At 53.3% G+C, this 17,110-nt stretch carries 13 protein-coding genes; 5 read left to right on the top strand and 8 right to left on the bottom strand.

The window, feature by feature from the left end; all coding sequences use genetic code 11:
• Positions 1 to 11: 11 nt before the first annotated feature.
• Positions 12 to 1,595, top strand: a complete 1,584-nt coding sequence (locus D3A97_RS13240; protein WP_119078965.1) for a SusD/RagB family nutrient-binding outer membrane lipoprotein — start codon at positions 12 to 14, stop codon at positions 1,593 to 1,595.
• Between the two features lie 130 nt (positions 1,596 to 1,725).
• Here D3A97_RS13240 and D3A97_RS13235 read toward each other — a convergent pair whose 3' ends face one another.
• Complete coding sequence (locus D3A97_RS13235) at positions 1,726 to 2,763, bottom strand: LacI family DNA-binding transcriptional regulator (protein WP_119078964.1); 1,038 nt, start codon at positions 2,761 to 2,763, stop codon at positions 1,726 to 1,728.
• Between the two features lie 309 nt (positions 2,764 to 3,072).
• Here D3A97_RS13235 and D3A97_RS13230 point away from each other — a divergent pair, with 309 nt between their 5' ends.
• Positions 3,073 to 3,948: an AraC family transcriptional regulator gene (locus D3A97_RS13230; RefSeq protein WP_157986527.1), complete on the top strand. Its 876-nt coding sequence runs from the start codon at positions 3,073 to 3,075 to the stop codon at positions 3,946 to 3,948.
• Between the two features lie 133 nt (positions 3,949 to 4,081).
• On the opposite strand, the gene D3A97_RS13225 is transcribed toward D3A97_RS13230, so the two are convergent.
• The 4 genes from D3A97_RS13225 to D3A97_RS13210 all read right to left on the bottom strand — a co-directional run bounded on the left by D3A97_RS13225 (position 4,082) and on the right by D3A97_RS13210 (position 10,905).
• The gene (locus tag D3A97_RS13225; protein ID WP_119079559.1) at positions 4,082 to 5,695 is read right to left on the bottom strand and encodes a RagB/SusD family nutrient uptake outer membrane protein; all 1,614 of its coding nucleotides are present in this window, start codon (positions 5,693 to 5,695) and stop codon (positions 4,082 to 4,084) included.
• Positions 5,696 to 5,719: 24 nt separating this feature from the next.
• Positions 5,720 to 9,178: a SusC/RagA family TonB-linked outer membrane protein gene (locus D3A97_RS13220; RefSeq protein WP_119078962.1), complete on the bottom strand. Its 3,459-nt coding sequence runs from the start codon at positions 9,176 to 9,178 to the stop codon at positions 5,720 to 5,722.
• A gap of 4 nt (positions 9,179 to 9,182) precedes the next feature.
• A complete protein-coding gene (locus D3A97_RS13215) occupies positions 9,183 to 10,211 on the bottom strand; it encodes a FecR family protein (protein ID WP_119078961.1) in 1,029 nt (342 codons plus the stop codon).
• 112 nt (positions 10,212 to 10,323) lie between these two features.
• Positions 10,324 to 10,905, bottom strand: a complete 582-nt coding sequence (locus tag D3A97_RS13210; RefSeq protein ID WP_119078960.1) for an RNA polymerase sigma factor — start codon at positions 10,903 to 10,905, stop codon at positions 10,324 to 10,326.
• Positions 10,906 to 11,123: 218 nt separating this feature from the next.
• Between D3A97_RS13210 and D3A97_RS13205 the strand changes: the two genes are divergently transcribed.
• A complete protein-coding gene (locus D3A97_RS13205) occupies positions 11,124 to 11,990 on the top strand; it encodes an SPFH domain-containing protein (protein ID WP_119078959.1) in 867 nt (288 codons plus the stop codon).
• Positions 11,991 to 11,994: 4 nt separating this feature from the next.
• On the top strand, positions 11,995 to 12,171 hold the full coding sequence (locus tag D3A97_RS25035) for a type II toxin-antitoxin system antitoxin (RefSeq protein WP_198673982.1): 177 nt from the start codon (positions 11,995 to 11,997) through the stop codon (positions 12,169 to 12,171).
• A gap of 86 nt (positions 12,172 to 12,257) precedes the next feature.
• Here D3A97_RS25035 and D3A97_RS13200 read toward each other — a convergent pair whose 3' ends face one another.
• Both D3A97_RS13200 and D3A97_RS13195 read right to left on the bottom strand, forming a co-directional pair.
• Entirely contained in the window at positions 12,258 to 14,576 is a 2,319-nt protein-coding gene (locus D3A97_RS13200; RefSeq protein WP_119078958.1) for a M1 family metallopeptidase, read from the bottom strand.
• 2 nt (positions 14,577 to 14,578) lie between these two features.
• A complete protein-coding gene (locus D3A97_RS13195; protein WP_119078957.1) occupies positions 14,579 to 15,166 on the bottom strand; it encodes a HupE/UreJ family protein in 588 nt (195 codons plus the stop codon).
• Positions 15,167 to 15,232: 66 nt separating this feature from the next.
• Between D3A97_RS13195 and D3A97_RS13190 the strand changes: the two genes are divergently transcribed.
• A complete protein-coding gene (locus D3A97_RS13190) occupies positions 15,233 to 15,721 on the top strand; it encodes a DUF6702 family protein (protein ID WP_119078956.1) in 489 nt (162 codons plus the stop codon).
• Positions 15,722 to 15,805: 84 nt separating this feature from the next.
• Here D3A97_RS13190 and flxY read toward each other — a convergent pair whose 3' ends face one another.
• Entirely contained in the window at positions 15,806 to 17,101 is a 1,296-nt protein-coding gene (gene flxY, locus D3A97_RS13185; protein ID WP_119078955.1) for a flexirubin biosynthesis putative acyl-CoA ligase FlxY, read from the bottom strand.
• Positions 17,102 to 17,110: the final 9 nt, after the last annotated feature.

The following is a 17,110-nucleotide window of genomic DNA, read 5'->3' as shown; positions in this document are numbered from 1 at the left end:
AACGGCATATCATGAAAAGGAAAATATTCAACATCATACTGGGGGCCACGCTGCTGCTGGCGGCGGCCTGCCAGAAAAAACTGGAAGACGATTACCTGGACCCGAACGGTTTCACATCACCCACCATAGAAGGCTTTTATGCCAATGCCCAGCAACAGCTCGGCATTTTCAGGTACTCTTACGGGGAAATGTTCCACAACTTCAACACCTTTGGCCCCATGCTGGGCTCCGGCGGGTATGCCAATGACGGCTCTCCCTCCAACTTCTCGTGGGTACACAACCCGTACAGCGACTCATACAGCAAACTGCGCTCCCTGCGGGCCATGCAGGACATGTTCAACAAACTGTCTGAAGAAGATAAAAAGAACTATGAAATATTTATGTGGACGGCTTCCGTGATCCGGGACTATGTTTTTTATCATCTTACAGATGCCTGCAACGACGTGCCTTTCACCGATGCCATGCAGGCGCAGGACCTGAATTTCTTCCCGTCGTTCGACAAGCAGCAGGATATCTACCACGCCATTCTGGCTAACCTGAAAGACGTGTCTGACAAGCTGAAAGGCTACAGCCTCAACACCAGCTTCATCCAGCAGCAGTTCCCGCGGAACGATATCTGGTTTGCCGGCAACATCAACACCTGGCGGGTGTTCATCAACAGCCTGCGCATGCGCCTGGCCATGCGTTTGACCAATGTAGAGCCCGCCCTCACCAAAAGCACCATACAGGAAGTGCTGGCGGACGGGGTGTACGCGAAAGACCGTGCCACTACCATTACGCTGGTAGACCGGCAGCCGGAAAAAGCCATGGAGCTGCTTATTTTCCGCTCTATTTCCGAGAGGCTGCCGCAAACGCTGTGGGCGCCGCAAAATATGATGCGGGTAATGCGGAAAGCCGGTTTCCCGGAAGACCCGCGCATCCCGGTGCTGTTCCAGCCTGACAAAGACGGCAACTATACGCCCATGCCTTCAGAAGGAGCGGACGTAACGGCCATTTCGCCGCAGATCACTTCTTCCAACATGGCCCAAACGTTCCCGTCCTTTTACAACCGCTTCACCTTTGAACGGAACTTCGGCATGCCGTACCAGGTCATTACTTCATCTGAAGTTCACCTGCTGAAGGTAGAGGCCGCCCTCCGCTGGCCGGACCTGGGCATCAACGCGGCGGACGAGTACAGGGCCGCCATGCAGGAATCTATAGACATCTATTACGAGATCAACGGCATTGCCAAAGACAGCAGCTACACCGGCTTCATCAGCGCCGCCAAGGCCACCAAGCCGCCGCAGGCCACCATTACCGCATTTCTTGACGCTATGGTGAACGAGTTCAACGCAGCGGCGGCCGCTGAAAAAATGGGGCTGATGTATGACCAGAAGTACGTGCATTTTAACATGCTCAAACCATACGAACTGTGGGCGGATACCCGCCGGCTCATGAAAGACTACGGCGCCAGGGTGCGCAAGGGCCCCAGCAATGTGAGAATGATGGAAAGAACGGTATACCCCACCAGTGAAGAGCTGAACAACGGGGAAAAATTCCAGGCGGTAAAACAACAGAATAACTATACCACGCCGGTGTGGTGGACAGGGCGTTGACCCAACCCGCGCCGCTAAAAAAAGGGGATGTGCCGGTCATTACGGCACATCCCTTTTATCTGTAATACTGGCAAGGTATATGCGATATCTGGCGAGGCTTGCTGCTGCCCGGCGCCAGCCTGTATTTCTTTTATTGAACGGTGGCTTTTTTCCTTTTTTTACAGCTTTCCCGTTTCACCAGCGTAGCCGGCAGCACCACCTGGTTGATCTGCTGGTTGTTGTGGTTCAGCTCGTTCATCAGCACCTGTATCAGGTTGCGGGCAATATCGTGTATGGGCTGCGCCACGCAGGTAATGCCCGGCGTGTGCAGGCGGAAGAGGTCATGATCATCAAAACTGATTATGGCAATATCATCCCCTATTTTAATGCCCAGGTCTTTAAAACATTCAATGCCGTATACGCCCAGGTAGTTGGTGGAGAAGAAAATAGCGTCCAGGTCGGGGTTGTTTTCTATGAAGGCCTTGATCTGGCTAACGGCCTCATCTTTTGCGGCGGCAAAAGGTATCTTCTTGAGGAACTTGCGGGGAAAGGATGCGCGGTGCGCTTTCATGGCGGCCGTGAAGCCGTTGAGGCGCTCCTTCATCTGTATCTGTTCCGAAGTGGTGGTGATGAGCGCAATTTTTGTATAGCCCAGCTTCAGCAGGTATTCCCCTGCATCGTAAGCGCCCTGGAAGTTGTTGACCATTACGTAATTGGTAGGTATCTGCGGGAGATAACGGTCCATCAGCACCATGGGCTTGCGCGCATGTTTCAGCATTTCTATCTCCTTGTCCAGGTTGGGCGTGGGGGTAATGATATACCCGTCTACCTGCCGGTATTCCAGCACCTCAAGCAGGCCGCGGGCTTTCACCAGGTTGTCTTCCGTGCTGCCGTACAGCACCTTGTAGCCGAACTTGTCTGCCTCTTCTTCCACTATTTTGGCCACGTTGGCGAAAAAGTTGTTGGCAATGTCTTCCACGATCAACCCGATGGTTTTGGTCTTGCCGGTGCGCAGCCCTCTGGCCAGCTGGTTAGGCTTGTATTTCAGCTTGGCCGCCAGCTTCAGTATCTTCTTGCTGACCTGCTCGCTGATCCGTTTTTCACGGCCTTTGCCGTTGAGTACAAAAGAAACTGTAGTTGGTGATACGCCCGCCTGTTTTGCGATGTCTTTGATTGATATGCCCTTCATATGCTGCTGATACGTAAGTACGTGCTTAATCGATTTAGCATCGACAAGGTACGGAAAATTAAATGAAACAAAAAAGAATTTCCTGCTCTCAGGGCCTGTTCTACGGGACTTCCGGTCAAAACCGCCACCGAACGGCCCCCTTTGGGCAGATGCGGGAAAAGAATTTCGGAACTAGACAATTATTCCGGGAATTTCGGGAAAACTAGTATTTTTTTAACTTAAATTTAATAATTTGGCAAAATAGAATTTAAAATGGCAGATGTTTTATTGCCAGCTTTTCATAGGACTAAACAAACCAAGGAAGCAAGTATGAAACCCATTCTCATAAAAGTGGGAGCCTTTGCCGACAACCAGATCACCATCATTGAACGTTGCGATCCGTACTTCAACACACCTTTTCATTTTCACCCTGAATGTGAGCTGGTGTACGTTACTGAAAGCCAGGGCAAGCGTATAGTGGGTGACAGCATTGAGAGCTTTGATGTAGGCGATATGGTATTTCTGGGGCCTAACATACCGCATGTATGGTACAATGATGAAGCGTATCACCGGAACGACGAATCATTAAAGGCCCGTTCCGTTGTGATCTATTTCCCGAAAGACATTTTCGGGGACAAGTTCTACGGCCTGCCGGAAACCAAGGCGCTGACAGACCTGTTCCACCGGGCGCAGCGCGGCATGAAGATCATTGGCGCCACCCAGGAAGCGCTGAAAGACGAGATACTTGCCCTGCCCAAAAAGGAAGGCCTGGAAAGGATCATATCCCTGCTCCAGATCCTGAAAACGCTGTCTGAGACCAAAGACTGCTACTACCTGGCCAGCACAGGCTATTCCCATGCCTACAATGTGAAGGACAACCACAAGATAGATGAGGTGTTCAAGTACGTGATGAACAACTTCTCCAAGGAAATTTCCCTGCAGGACGTAGCCAGCATCACCAACCTTTCCCCGCAGTCTTTCTGCCGGTTTTTCAAGAACCGTACTAAAAAGTCTTTTGTACAGTTCCTCAACGAAGTGCGCATTGGCCATGCCTGCAAGCGCCTTACGGAAGAAGACTGGTCTATTGCGGAAATAGCCTACTCCTGCGGTTTCAAGAACCTTTCCAACTTCAACCGCTTCTTTAAGGAGATAGTGGGAAAAACACCCAAGGAATACAAGAACGAGCTGCGGCTGAAAGAGGCCTGAGGCTGCACATACTTTTTTTTCAGAACGGCCGCCGGTAATGGCGGCCGTTCTTTTTGTGGCTGCCGGCGTAAAAAAAGCCGGCCCAAAAGGGCCGGCCGTTCATGGTTATTGATGAGCTATGTCTATGTTGGGTTTATGGCTTGTCCCACCAGAGGCGTGTGCCTCCGTTGTCCGGGCCACCTAGTAAAGTCACGGCTTTCTCTACCCCTTTCGGGTTGGTTGCATATTCCGTCTGTGAAAAATTGACGCGGCGGATGAAGGTAGCGGTGGGTATCTTGCCGCCGCTGTTGTTTACCACCACCGGGAACAGCTTTGGGTAACCTGTTCTCCTGAACTCGCTCCAGGCCTCCTGCCCGTCCGGGAACATGGCAATCCATTTCTGTGTAATGATCCGTTCCAGTTTTCTCTCGAAAGCATCTCCCTCTTCCCAGCGGATGGTAATGGTGCTGAGGTAGGGGTTACCTGCCGGCACGTTGTTCCCGGCATTTTTTGTATCTGTGTAAGGCGCGGCCTTGCTGGTGCTGTTGGCCAGGTAGGCCGCGGCATCCCCGGCGCCATGCTGCGCAAAAGAGGTTTGCACGCCTTTCTCATAGTTGTTTTTGGCATTACCAGCCCCCGCCCAGCCGCGCAGGGCCGCTTCAGCTTTCAGGAACCATACTTCCGCCGCCGTCATCAGCTGCATCCTGCCGGGCATGTCCGCCAGCCTGGAATAGTCCGCATAGATCTTATCAGGCAAGGCTATACCGGTGCGCACACCTTTGTACACGCCGCCCGGCACCGCGGTGGCCGGCACAAAATATTTACCGATGCGCGGGTCGTTGTAACCGGTGAGCAGTGATTCCATGGGCGCGCCCATGCGGATGTCGTTATAACTGTTGGTGTACGTGTTGTACGGGTTGGGCGTGGGGGAAATATCTACCGCAGCATCGTCTGCCGGCAGTTCCAACAACCCTGCCGGATGGGCCAGGGCGGCCTCCCCTTCCGTTTTGGCCTTGGCGGGGTCTGCCTTGGCAATGCGGATAGCCAGGCGCAAACGCAGGCTATTGGCAAAACGGAGCCAGGCTTTGTACGTGCCGTCGTATACCAGGTCAAAACGCTCAAAGGGCTTCAGCGGGGAACTGGCCAGCGGCGTAAGGGTGCCGATGGCGGTGTTCAGGTCTTCAAAAAAGGCGTAATAGGCGTCCTTTTGCGCGTCATAGTCCACACTTTTGTCCGGGTTCGGTTTGCCATATTTGGTATACACAATAGGGCCGTACACATCACTTACCCGGTGCATCACCAGCACTTTGAGTATCAGCATCCAGGCTTTGAAATCCTTAAATTCCTCCCCTGCCAGCCGGTTAATGGTACTGGCCACCGGCATTACGGCCACGTTGGGCGCGGGCGCGTAAGAGCCGTAAGCGCAGCCCCACATCACTTCGTTCCAGCCGTCTATCAGGTTATAGGTGGAGTTGTTGTTGCCGCCGTTGCCGAAAGGGCCGGGTACACCCATGTAGCCGCTCCAGATATCGCCCTGCAGGTTTTGCTGCACCTGCATCACCCAGCCAGGAGACACCGCGTAGATATTGGTCTGTATCTGCCGGAAAGGCTCCCCTATCAGGCGGAAGTCTGCCTTCAGGTCTTCCTCGCTCAGCCCGTAAGGGTCTGTATTGATACGTTCAAAATCCTTTGTGCAGGCGGCCAGCATCAATGCGCCAACACCGGCTGCCGCCAGGTTCCTTATATGTTTAAGTTTAATCGTTCTCATCTGCGTAATTTTTTTGATCATGTTTTAGAAGCCTACTTTCAAACTGGCCCCTACGCTGCGGGTAGCGGGCTGGCCGAACACGTCTATGCCCTGCAAACGGTTATCTCCACCGGCGCTCACCTCAGGGTCAAACGGCGCATCGTTCTTGAAGAAAAGCAGGTTACGCCCTATCAGGCCCACCTGCAGGTGGCGCACCACTTTTGACCTGACGGGTATTTTGTAGCTGATGGCCAGTTCGCGCAGGCGGATATTGGTAGCGCTGTACATGTACAGGCCACCCACACCGGCGCGGCCGCTCACGGCCTGGTAGTATTGCCTGGCATCCAGCGTGCCGGCCGGCTTGCCGTCTTCATACACCGCCCGTACGTTCACACCGCCCGCATCACGCGCTTCAGCGGTGGCCTCGCTTACACCGTACTGGTCCAGCACGGCCTGCGTCATGCTCATTACCTTGCCGCCAAAGCGGCCGTCTATCAAAAAGCTCAATGAGAAGTTCCTGAAATCAATCGTGTTATTCCAGCCGAGGTTGAACCTGGGATTGGGATTGCCGATGTTGTAAAAGCCGCTGGTACTGTCAAGCGGTTTGCCGTCCGCGTCTACGATCAGCGCCCCGTCGTGCGTGTAACGCAGATGGCGGTTGGTATAAATATCGCCCCACTGGCCGCCTTCCTGTATGAAAGAGCCGTACATATTGGAGCCGAACTCCGTCAGGGTGAAACGGTTGGAAGCGTCCGCGCCGTCTATGTTCTCGTCAGATAGTTTTACCACCCGGTTCTGGTTGGCGGCAAAGTTGATGTTGGACGTCCAGGTAACGGCTTTGGTTTTTACAGGCACCACGGTGAGCATGCCTTCTATCCCCTTGTTCTGGATGTTGCCGAGGTTCACGAAGTTGGTCTTGATATTATCGTCCGCCCCGCCGGATACCGGTATTTCAAAGTACTGGCGGTAGTTGTTGTTCTTGTAGAACGTAAGGTCGAGAGACAGGCGGTCGTTAAAGAAACGAACATCCAGCCCTGCTTCCAGCGAGCGGTTGTCTTCCGGCTTCAGGTAGGTACCCGGGAAGGGGCCGCGGGTGTTGACCAGCAATTGCGGCGCGCCGCCTACAATGCGCACGGTAAAGTCAGGCTGGTTGGAGCTGTAAGGGGCAATATCGTTCCCTACCCTGGCGTAGGAGAAACGCACTTTGGCAAAGCTGATCACTTCGGGCAGTTTCGCCATTTCGCTGATCACACCGGTAATGCCCGCAGAATAGTAGAAGAAACCTTTGCCGGCCACGGGGGTAAATGCCATGGTGCTTGACCAGTCGTTCCGCCCCGTGAGGTCGAGGAACAGGAAATCTTTAAAACCCAGCTGCGCATTGCCGAACAACGCCTGCAGCTGCCGCCTGTCTACGCCCTGCAATTGTGTAAGCGAGCGGGGATCAATATTGGTAAGCTGGAACTTATTCGGGTAAATGAGGCCGGGCTCGGAGTTGAAGTTCACGTCTGTCAGGTTCCTGTCTCTTGTTCTGAGATCGGTGATGCTGGTACCCAGGTTGGCCGTGAGGCTCAATTGCTCGCTGAGCTTTTTATTGGCGGTGAATATCAGGTCTCCATACAGTTGCGTATTGAACTCGCGCTCCAGGGTGTAGCGGCCGTTGGAGGGCGCCAGGGAAGACTGGGTGCTGGCGTGGGCCTTCAGTTCATATTCGTCATAACTCTTGTCAAAGCTGCCGCGTGCCTGTACACTCAGCCAGTCCAGCAACTGGTAACGGAGGGAAAGGGAGGCCATGGCCCTGTCTCTCCTTTCATCGCGCTCATTGCGGTGGAGTATCCAGTAAGGGTTCTGCTGCTCGGGGTCACCCTGCCAGTTCTTATCGTGATTGATGTTCCACCAGTTTTGCAGGTCTGTATTGCGGCTGGTGGAAAAATAGGTGTAATTGTGCTTGTAAGTATTAAAATCGATGCCGCGGGGCAACAGGTAGAGGCCGGTGAGCGGGTTGAAATAAAAACCGCTGCCGGGCCTGTTATGCGCTTTCTGGGTAACGAAGGTGATGTTGGCGTCTGCCGTCAGTTTGTCGTTCAGCAGCTTCAGCGTTTCGCGGAAGTTGAACGTGTGGCGGTTGAATTTGGCGGTGGGTATAATGCCTTTGCTGCTGGTATTGGAATAGGAAAAGTAAGACTGCGCTATTTCATTGCCGCCGCTGAGCGCCAGGCTGTTGGTATAGGTAGCCCCGGTGTTAAAGAAATCTTTGGTGTGGTCTTTCACGCTTGTTTTTGGGCCCCAGCTCTGGTTGCTGCCCGGTTCTGACGTGGAAGGGGATTGTGCGTAGCGGTATTGCATGTCTGGCTTTTTGAGCACAGACTCCCAGGTGGCATCCGAAGAAAAATCGATGCGCGTTCTGCCGGCGCGCCCTTTTTTAGTGGTGATAACGATCACGCCGTTAGCCGCCTGGCTGCCGTAAAGGGCGGCGGCGGAAGCGCCTTTCAGAATGTTGATGGTCTCAATATCATCAGGGTTGATATTGGAGATGCCATCACCGCCGTCCCGGCCGGCGCCAGACTGTATGTCTGAAGACTGCCCGTACACGTTGGCCGGCTGCGACGGGGAAAAGTTGGCCATAGGCACCCCGTCTATTACGTACAGCGGCTGGTTTTCCCGGGTGGATTTGTTGCCCCGCATGATCACGCGGGCCGTGCCGCCCAGGCCGGAGGCGCTTCTGCTGATGGTAACGCCCGCGGCCTTGCCCGCCAGGCTGTTGATCACGTTGGCGTCCTTAACGCGGCTGAGGTCACTGTTGGTCAGCTGCTGCGTGGAATAGGTCAGCTCTTTGGATTTTTTTTCGATGCCCAGTGCCGTTACTACAAACTCGCTCAGGGAGCGGGCGCTTTCTTCCAGCACCACGTCATATACATCACCTGGGCCTACCGCTATTTCCCGGGTGGTAAACCCCAAAAAACGGAATACCAGTACGTCTCCGGGGTTGACACTGAGCACATAAGCGCCGTTGGCGGCTGTTTGGGTGCCGCGGTTGGTGTTTTTGACCATCACGGTTACGCCAGGGAGGGCGGCGCCCCTGCTGTCCCGCACGGTGCCGCTTACCTCCTTGTCTGCCAGCGGGGCCGCGTTTACCAGGTTTACGGCAGTTAAGGAGCCGCCGGTATGGGTTTCCGGGTTCACTATGATCTTATTGTTTTTTCTTGTAAATTTCAGTCCGGTTTGTTCTGACAGTTGCTGAAGCACCTCGTCTACAGGCAGCTTCACACAGTTCAGGGTTACCTTCTTCCGGAGGTTCAGATCGGATTTGTCGTAATGGAAACTAAAGCCCGTTTTCGTGGAAATTTCAGTAAACACATCCTCCATGTTCTTGTTCTTGACCTGGATGGTGATACTGACGTTTTTAGTGTCCTGCGACCCGGCATTGGCACTGGCGGTGTAAGGAGCCGCCAGCGCAATGCCAGATGCAAGTAATACCAGGGAAATCAGGCGTAGGCATTTTTTCATACATCTAGTTTTTGCTTTTTAGGAAAATTGTATCGTTCTCAATGCTGTAGTGGATGTTTTTGGTCAAACAAATGGTTTCGATAATATCCTGGAGATTTTCGTCTTTGAAGAAGCCGGTATACCGCCACTCGTTCTTGCCGCTTTCGTTGATCACCGTTACGTTGTATCGGTTTTCTATTTCCGCCACCACCTCTTTGTACGATGCGTCTTTGAACACCATGAAGCCTTGCTTCCAGCCAACCACATCATCTTCCCGGTCAAACGTGGTTTTAGCCATCAGCGCAGACTCGCGGTCTATGCTCACCCGTTCGCTGGGCAGCAGTATCACCGGTTTGGGTTTCTGGGCATGGTCTACTTTCACCTTGCCGGTAATGAGAGCCACGGTAATTTTCTCTTCGCGGGAGTAGGCGCGGATGTTGAAGGAAGTACCCAGCGCGGTGGTGGCCACATCTCCGGAATGCACAATGAACGGCCGGGCCGGGTCAGTGCCAACCTTGAAAAAGGCCTCCCCCTCATCCAGGTAAACATTGCGCTGCGAAGGCCCGAACTTTTCCGGGTACCGCAAACGGGATGAGGCGTTGAGGCTGATGGTGGTCCCATCGGCCAGTACGATCTTTTCTGTAGTGCCTTTGGTGGTGGAAATCTCTACGTAGCCATTCCTGATCACCTTGTTGGTTTTTACCACAGCAGACCGTACGGCCAGATGGCCGGGGGTGCCGGAAGGAGCGGCAGGCCCCTGCTTGTTTACCAGGGAAAACATAATAATGCCGGCCAGCATGGCGGCTGCGCCGGTATACAGCCATCTGCGCCAGGGCCTGCGCCTGGCAGGCATTTCCACCACCGGTGTCGTTATCTGTTCATGAATGCGCGAGCGCACTTCTTCCAGCTGCGCCTTCAGAAAATCATCTTCGATCACAGCGGAACGGTGCCGGTTCACACTGTCAAACCATTGCTCAATGATCCGTATTTCTTCTTCCGTACACTTGCCCTGGGTGTACCGTTCCAATACTTTTTTGATCTGTTCAATATCCACTGTGGTAAGTTTTTGTTGTTGACATAAAGGAGTCGTTTCAACAACAGAAAAGTACCATTGGGCTTAAAAAATTTCGAAAGGCGTTGATAATTAATAGCAAAGAACGCTGCTGCTAAATAACAGAGAGTAAAACGGCCAGCGCCAGCAGGTCTGTTTGGGTGTAATGGCTGCGGAGTATTTTCAGGGCTTTTGATATCTGGTTTTTTACCGTTTGCTGGGAAAGGTCCAGCCGGGTGGCAATCTGTTCAATGCTAAGGTTCTCGAAGCGGCTCAGCATAAAGATCTCTTTCATTTTGGCAGGCAGGCGGTTAATGGCCTCGAATACTTCCGTGGCCTTGGCCTTGTAGTCATACGTTTCTGATACGCTGTGCGGCTGCGCGTCAAAATGTTCTATCAACTGTTGCAGGTATTTGCGGTAAGTAGCGTCTTTGCGGTACAGGTCTATGATCTTGTAACGCACGCTCTGGTAAAGATAAGAACGGAGCGATTGCTGGACGTCAAGCTGGCAGCGCTTTTCCCAAAGCGTAGTAAAGAGGTCCTGCAACAGGTCCTTGCTGGTTTCCCCACGGTCTGTTTTGCTGAGAATGTAAAGGTACAAAGGGCGGCTGTACCGGTCGTAAATAGTATTGAACGCCGTAGTGTTGCTATCTTTCAGAAGGGATAGCAGTTGCTCGTCAGAAAAACTGTTGAACATACAAAGATGCGGTTGATAAAATGGCGGTGACTGCGCTGTAATTCCTGTATTCTTCTAACGTGTTATTTGCCGGTTAAACGGGGATGAAAATAACGATTCCATCTAAAATTAAAACTTTTTTACGCAGCAAATCCCCAATATTAATTAGCGTAACACGTACACTAAGCTATTTTTTTATTCCTGGAAGATGATTATATTTGATATCAAATTGATATCAGATGGAAAAGATCAATAAACCCATGAGCGGCTACCTGGCCTTTGTGCTCTGCATTCTCATCGGCCTCTTCGGCATACTCGCTTTTTATAATGCCGTACAGGGGAACGGTGGCTGGTCAATAATAGCCGCCCTCCTCTTCATCACCTTTGTATTCACCGCCAAAGGCATCAAGATCGTGAACCCCAACCATTCCCTGGTGCTGACCTTTTTCGGGAAATACGTAGGCAGCATCAAGCAGAACGGCCTTTTATGGGTGAACCCGCTGTTCGGCACACAGAAAATTTCACTGCGGGCCAACAACCTGAACGGGCAAACCCTGAAGGTGAACGACAAAATGGGCAACCCTATAGAAATAGCCGCCGTTATTGTATGGCAGGTAAGCGATACCTACAAGGCTGCCTTTGAGGTAGAAGGCTACCAGCAATATGTGCAGGTGCAAAGTGAAGCGGCGGTACGCCACCTGGCCACCAGTTGCCCTTATGAGCGCCTGGAAGACGAGAACGCCGAAATTACGCTGCGCGATGGCGGTGACAAGGTGAACGAGCTGCTGGAGCTGGAGCTGAACGAGCGCCTGGCCGCCGCGGGCATCACTGTAAAGGAAGCGCGCATCAGCCACCTGGCCTACGCCCCTGAAATAGCCGGCGCCATGCTGCAACGCCAGCAGGCCACCGCCATTGTAGCGGCCCGCTCCAAAATTGTGGAAGGCGCCGTGGGCATGGTGGAAATGGCGCTCGAGCACCTGTCCCGCAAACAGATCGTAACGCTGGACGAAGAGCGGAAAGCCGCCATGGTGAGCAACCTGATGGTGGTATTGTGTGGTGAGAAAGCGGCTACGCCTGTATTGAACACCGGGTCTTTATATCAATAACAGCATGAGCGGCAAGGAGAAAAAAAGTTTTGTACTGAGAATAGACCAGGCCACCTACGAAGCGCTGGAGCGCTGGGCGGCAGACGAGTTCCGCAGCGTGAACGGGCAAATGGAATGGGTCATTGCCAAAGCGCTGAGAGACGCGGGAAGGGATAAAAAAGGGAAGGACAAAAAACCTTGAAGCCCATTCTCAAACCACCGGCATAAAAAACCGGCGCAGTACGCCCTGCGCCGGTTTTAATTTTTTTATCATGATGCGTAGCATTATTACCGCTGCTGCGCCTGCTGCATGGGGTTGCCGCCGGTAGACGTGCCCCGCGCCCGCATTTCCCGCTGGAACAGTTCAAACTTGGACGGCGTGGCTTCCCTTGGCCAGGCGTTATTGCCCTCGTCTATATCGGCTGTTTCGCGGTACGGGTCCAGCCGGATGGCGGTTACCTGTTTGTCTTTCGCAAAAACCTTCGTCACGTTATATTCATCATGCCGCCAGATGTAGGCGGAGATGCGGTCTATTTCTTTTGTACCGTCTGCAAACGTCCACTCAATGATGAGCGGCATTACGTTACCGCCCACGTTCCTGAAATGCAGTTCGTAAAAGTTCTTTTTGCTTTCATACAGCCGCTTTTCTTCCGGGCTGAGAGACGCCTGCATTTTCCCGAAAGCCTCCTGCTGGTCTGGTGTTACGGCATAGCGGTCCCACTTGTTATAAAAATCCTGCAGGCTGGTATCCTGCTCTACGGCAAACTTTACGCCCTTTTCGCGGTTGCGGGCCTGCGCAATATGTTTGGCGTCTTTTTCTTCAGCGGCTTTTGAAAGTTTGTTTTCCACGGCGGGGTCCCGGGTGTCCATGCGGTACCACTTCACACTGTCCAGCGAAATATCTACCGGCTCCGTGCCAAAGAACCAGCCGCGCCAGAACCAGTCCAGGTCTACGGCAGAGGCGTCTTCCATGGTGCGGAAAAGGTCTGTGGGCGTGGGGTGCCTGAAGGCCCAGCGGCGGGCGTATTCCTTGAACGCGTAATCAAACAGCTCGCGGCCCATTACCGTTTCCCGCAGTATGTTCAGCGCGGTAGCCGGCTTGGCGTACGCATTGGGGCCAAATTGCGTGATATTCTCTGAATTGCTCATGATGGGCTCCAGCTGGTCTTTCGGCAGGCTCATGTACTCTGTGATCTTATGCGCGGGGCCGCGGCGGGAGGGATAGTTGTTGTCCCACTCCTGCTCCGCCAGAAACTGGCAGAAGGTATTCAGGCCTTCGTCCATCCAGGTCCACTGGCGCTCGTCAGAGTTCACGATCATGGGGAAGAAGTTGTGGCCCACCTCATGAATGATCACGCTGATAGCGCCGTATTTTGTAGCCTCGGAATAGGTGCCGTCTTTCTCCGCGCGGCCGTAGTTGAAGCAGATCATGGGATATTCCATACCGTTGGCCGCCTCTACGGAAATGGCCACCGGGTAGGGATAGGGAATAGTGTGTTTGGAATATACCCGCAGCGTGTGGGCCACCGCTTTGGTGGAATAACGGCGGTAGAGGGGATAAGCCTCCTGGCCGTAGTAGCTCATGGCCATTACCTTTTTACCTTCAATGTTGGTGGCCATGGCGTCCCAAACAAGGCGGCGGCTGGAGGTCCAGGCAAAGTCACGCACGTTCTCCGCTTCATACACCCATGTTTTTTTGCCGCCGGCCTTGCTTTTCATGGCCTGCTGCGCTTCCGCCAGGGGCACAACCTCCAGCGGCTCGCTGGCATTTTGCGCCTGCTGCCAGCGCTGGAACTGCGCGGGCGTTAATACTTCCTTATAGTTGCGGCATTCCCCGGTAGCGCCTACAATATGATCTGCCGGCACCGTCATGCGTACTTTGAAATTGCCGAAGGTGAGGGCAAACTCCCCTCGGCCGGTGAACTGTTTGTTCTGCCAGCCCTGGAAGTCTGAATACACGGCCATGCGCGGGTACCACTGGGTGATGGTATAGAGGTAGTTGCCGTCTTCCGGGAAATACTCAAAACCGCCGCGGCCGCCATAGGTCATGCGGTCTGCAATATTATACCACCAGTCTACATTGAAACGTATCTTTTCTCCCGGCATCAGTGTTTTGGGCAGATCAATGCGCATCATGGTCTGGTTGATGGTGTAAGGCAGCGCCTTGCCCGCGGCGTCTGTCACCTTGGTGATGTTCACGCCTTTGCCAGGCTCCAGGCCCAATATGCCATTGACCTGGCGGCTGCTCATCCTGTCAGACATCCGGCTACCGTCAAAACTGTTGTTATCGCTTTTCGGGTTGTGCTCATTCTCGTCCAGCTGCAGCCAGAGGTAGGTCAGCGGGTCAGGGGAATTATTATAATAAGTGATGGTCTCGGAGCCGGTGAGGCGCTGCTTTTCATCGTCCAGCTCGGCACTGATATCATAATCCGCCCGCTGCTGCCAGTATTTGGGCCCCGGCACCCCGGAGGCGGAGCGGTACATGTTGGGGTCTGCCAGCAGGTACCCCAACTGTTCAAAACGGTTGCCATGGTTGGAACCCGGGTTCTGCGCCTGCAGCAGCAAAGGGGCTGCCGTCAGCAGGCAGAGCAGGATCTTTTGTTTCATACTCAATCCATTAAGATTTTCATTCTTTCAATACTCATCATGAGGGCAATGCCGAAGATGGCGGCAGAGACAAACATCGTCCAGTCTCGCCGCTTCACCGTAGTGAAGTTCACCAGCAACTGGGCCAGCAGCAGCACAATGATCACAATGATGATCTGCCCGAACTCCAGCCCCAGGTTAAAGGCCAGCAAGGGCTGTACGATATTGGTCTGCGAGCCCAGCATGCTCTTCAGGTAGTTGGAAAAGCCCATGCCGTGAATCAGGCCGAAAAAGAGGGCGAAAAAATAGTTCAGCTGCATGCTGCCCGCAGACTGCGGTTTCCGCAATATGTTGCTGAACGCGGTGATCACAATGGTAACCGGTATCAGGAACTCGATGAGCGCCGAAGGCACCCGTATCACGTTGAGCACGCTCAGCGCCAGGGTGATGGAATGCCCCACGGTGAAAGCAGTAACCAGTATGAGCACTTTTTTCCAGTCGTTCACCAGGTAGATGGCGCAAAGGGCCATCACAAAAAGTATATGATCGTACCCGTTCAGGTCAAGAATATGTTGCCAGCCTTCCTGGAAATACAAGCTGAACTCCTGCATGGTCTAGATTTTTGTAACTTCGTAATGATAATCAAGGAAAGTTAATAATAAAAATTTTTAGGGTAAATGGGTTTATTATTATGCAAATGGTTTTTGCCGCTATGGATAAGCGCAGTACACCCCTTTTACCTGAGCGTAACGGAAATACGGCACAACGCCCCGCGCAAGACCCTGGAAATCAGTTGCCGCATCTTTTCTGACGACCTGGAGAACGCACTAAAAAAACACTACAGCACAAGTTTTGATATTGTACGGCCCCAAAACAGGCCCGCCGTAGATACCATGATTGCCCAATACATTGGCCGGCATTTGCAGATCAAGGCAGACGGCAAGCCCCTTTCCCTGCGTTACCTCGGGTACCGCATTGAGGAAGACGCCACCTGGTGCTTCCTGGAAATTGCCGGCGTGCCTGACGTTAAAAAGCTGGACCTGCGGAATGATATGCTGTATAAAGAGCATGCCACGCAGAGCCATATGATACATGCCATTGTGAACAACAAGCGGCAAAGCACCAAAATAGACAACCCGAATGCGACGGCGGGGTTCAGCTTCTGATTCCCTATAAATGCCAGCAGCTGGTAGCGTATTCAGCGCTGCTTCCCGTACCCACAGGCATCATCGGTTAGCGGGAGGCCGTTTTTAACTTCCCCTGTTATCCACAAACTTCACCGGCTTGCGGCTCCCTTCTGGGAATTGCATTTTCAGTATTTCCTGCATGCTGCAGTATTTCACCTGGGGGATCACGCGGAGTTTGGCCTGCAGGTAAGATTTTATTTTGCGGTCTGTTTCTTCTGATTCTTCCGCCGGGCTAAGGTGCAGTAATATTTCGTCCGTGCCTATTTCGTTGGAAAATACTTCCACAATAAACTCTTTCACTTCTTCCATTTCACTCAGCAGGTCGTACAGCGCGGGCGGGTACAGCGTGGTGCCCTTGTATTTGATCATCTGCCGGCGCCGCCCAATTACGGGAGAAAGGCGGATGGTCTGCCGGCCGCAGCTGCAGGGCGCTTCAATATACTGGCAGATATCTCCTGTTCTGTAACGCAGCAGGGGCATGGCTTCCACGCCCAGGGTGGTGATGGTCACCTCCCCTGCCGCTCCCGGGGGCACGGGGTGGCCCTGCTCGTTCAGCAGCTCTACAATGAGCAGCTCCGGGTGGTGATGGCCGCCCTTGCCCGCCTTGCACTCCGTGAACGCGGTCTGCATTTCCGTGGAGGCATAGGTGGAAAAAAGCTGGATGTTCCACTTGTCTGTAATTTTTTTGCCCAGCACATTGTAGGAAAAATCTATGTTCCTGATGTTCTCGCCAATGCATACGGCTTTTTTGACAGACGATGCATTGATGTCTATGCCATGCTCTTCCGCAAAGGCAATGAGCTTGAGAATGAAGGAGGGCACGGCCACAATGGTGGTAGGCTGAATGCGCCGGATGTTTTCCCATTGCAGCGAGGGCACGCCCGGCCCCACGCGCAGCACGCCCGCGCCCAGCCTGCGGATGCCGGCGTAATAGGCCATGCCGGCCATGAACTGCCGGTCAAGCGTGAGCATCAGCTGGTAAATGTCTTTGTCTGTACCGCCGGCGCAGCTGAAGGAAATGAACTCGTTGTACGTGAGGCGGTGCAGGTCTTTTTCCGTGAGGGGGATGATCACGGGCCGGCCCAGGGTACCGGAGGTGGTGGTATATTCCGCTATTTTGCTTTTGTCTACACAGAGAAAATCCCAGTTCCGCTCCTGCAGCTCTTCTTTACCTACGGTAGGAATGCTTTGCAGGTCTTCAATGCTGCGTACCTGGTCTGTATCCACCCCGTGGCGGGCAAACCATTCCTTGTAAAAGGGAGAAAACTGCCGGAGGTAGCCCAGCAGGTGCTGCAGCTCTTTTGCCTGGAACTGGCTGATGGCCGCGGCAGACTGGAGTTCTATATCTGGTATGTACATATTGTATGG

The organism is Chitinophaga alhagiae, from assembly GCF_003568665.1.
GTDB classification, from domain to species: Bacteria; Bacteroidota; Bacteroidia; order Chitinophagales; family Chitinophagaceae; genus Chitinophaga; species Chitinophaga alhagiae.
This window is presented reverse-complemented; position numbering and strand designations above follow the sequence as displayed.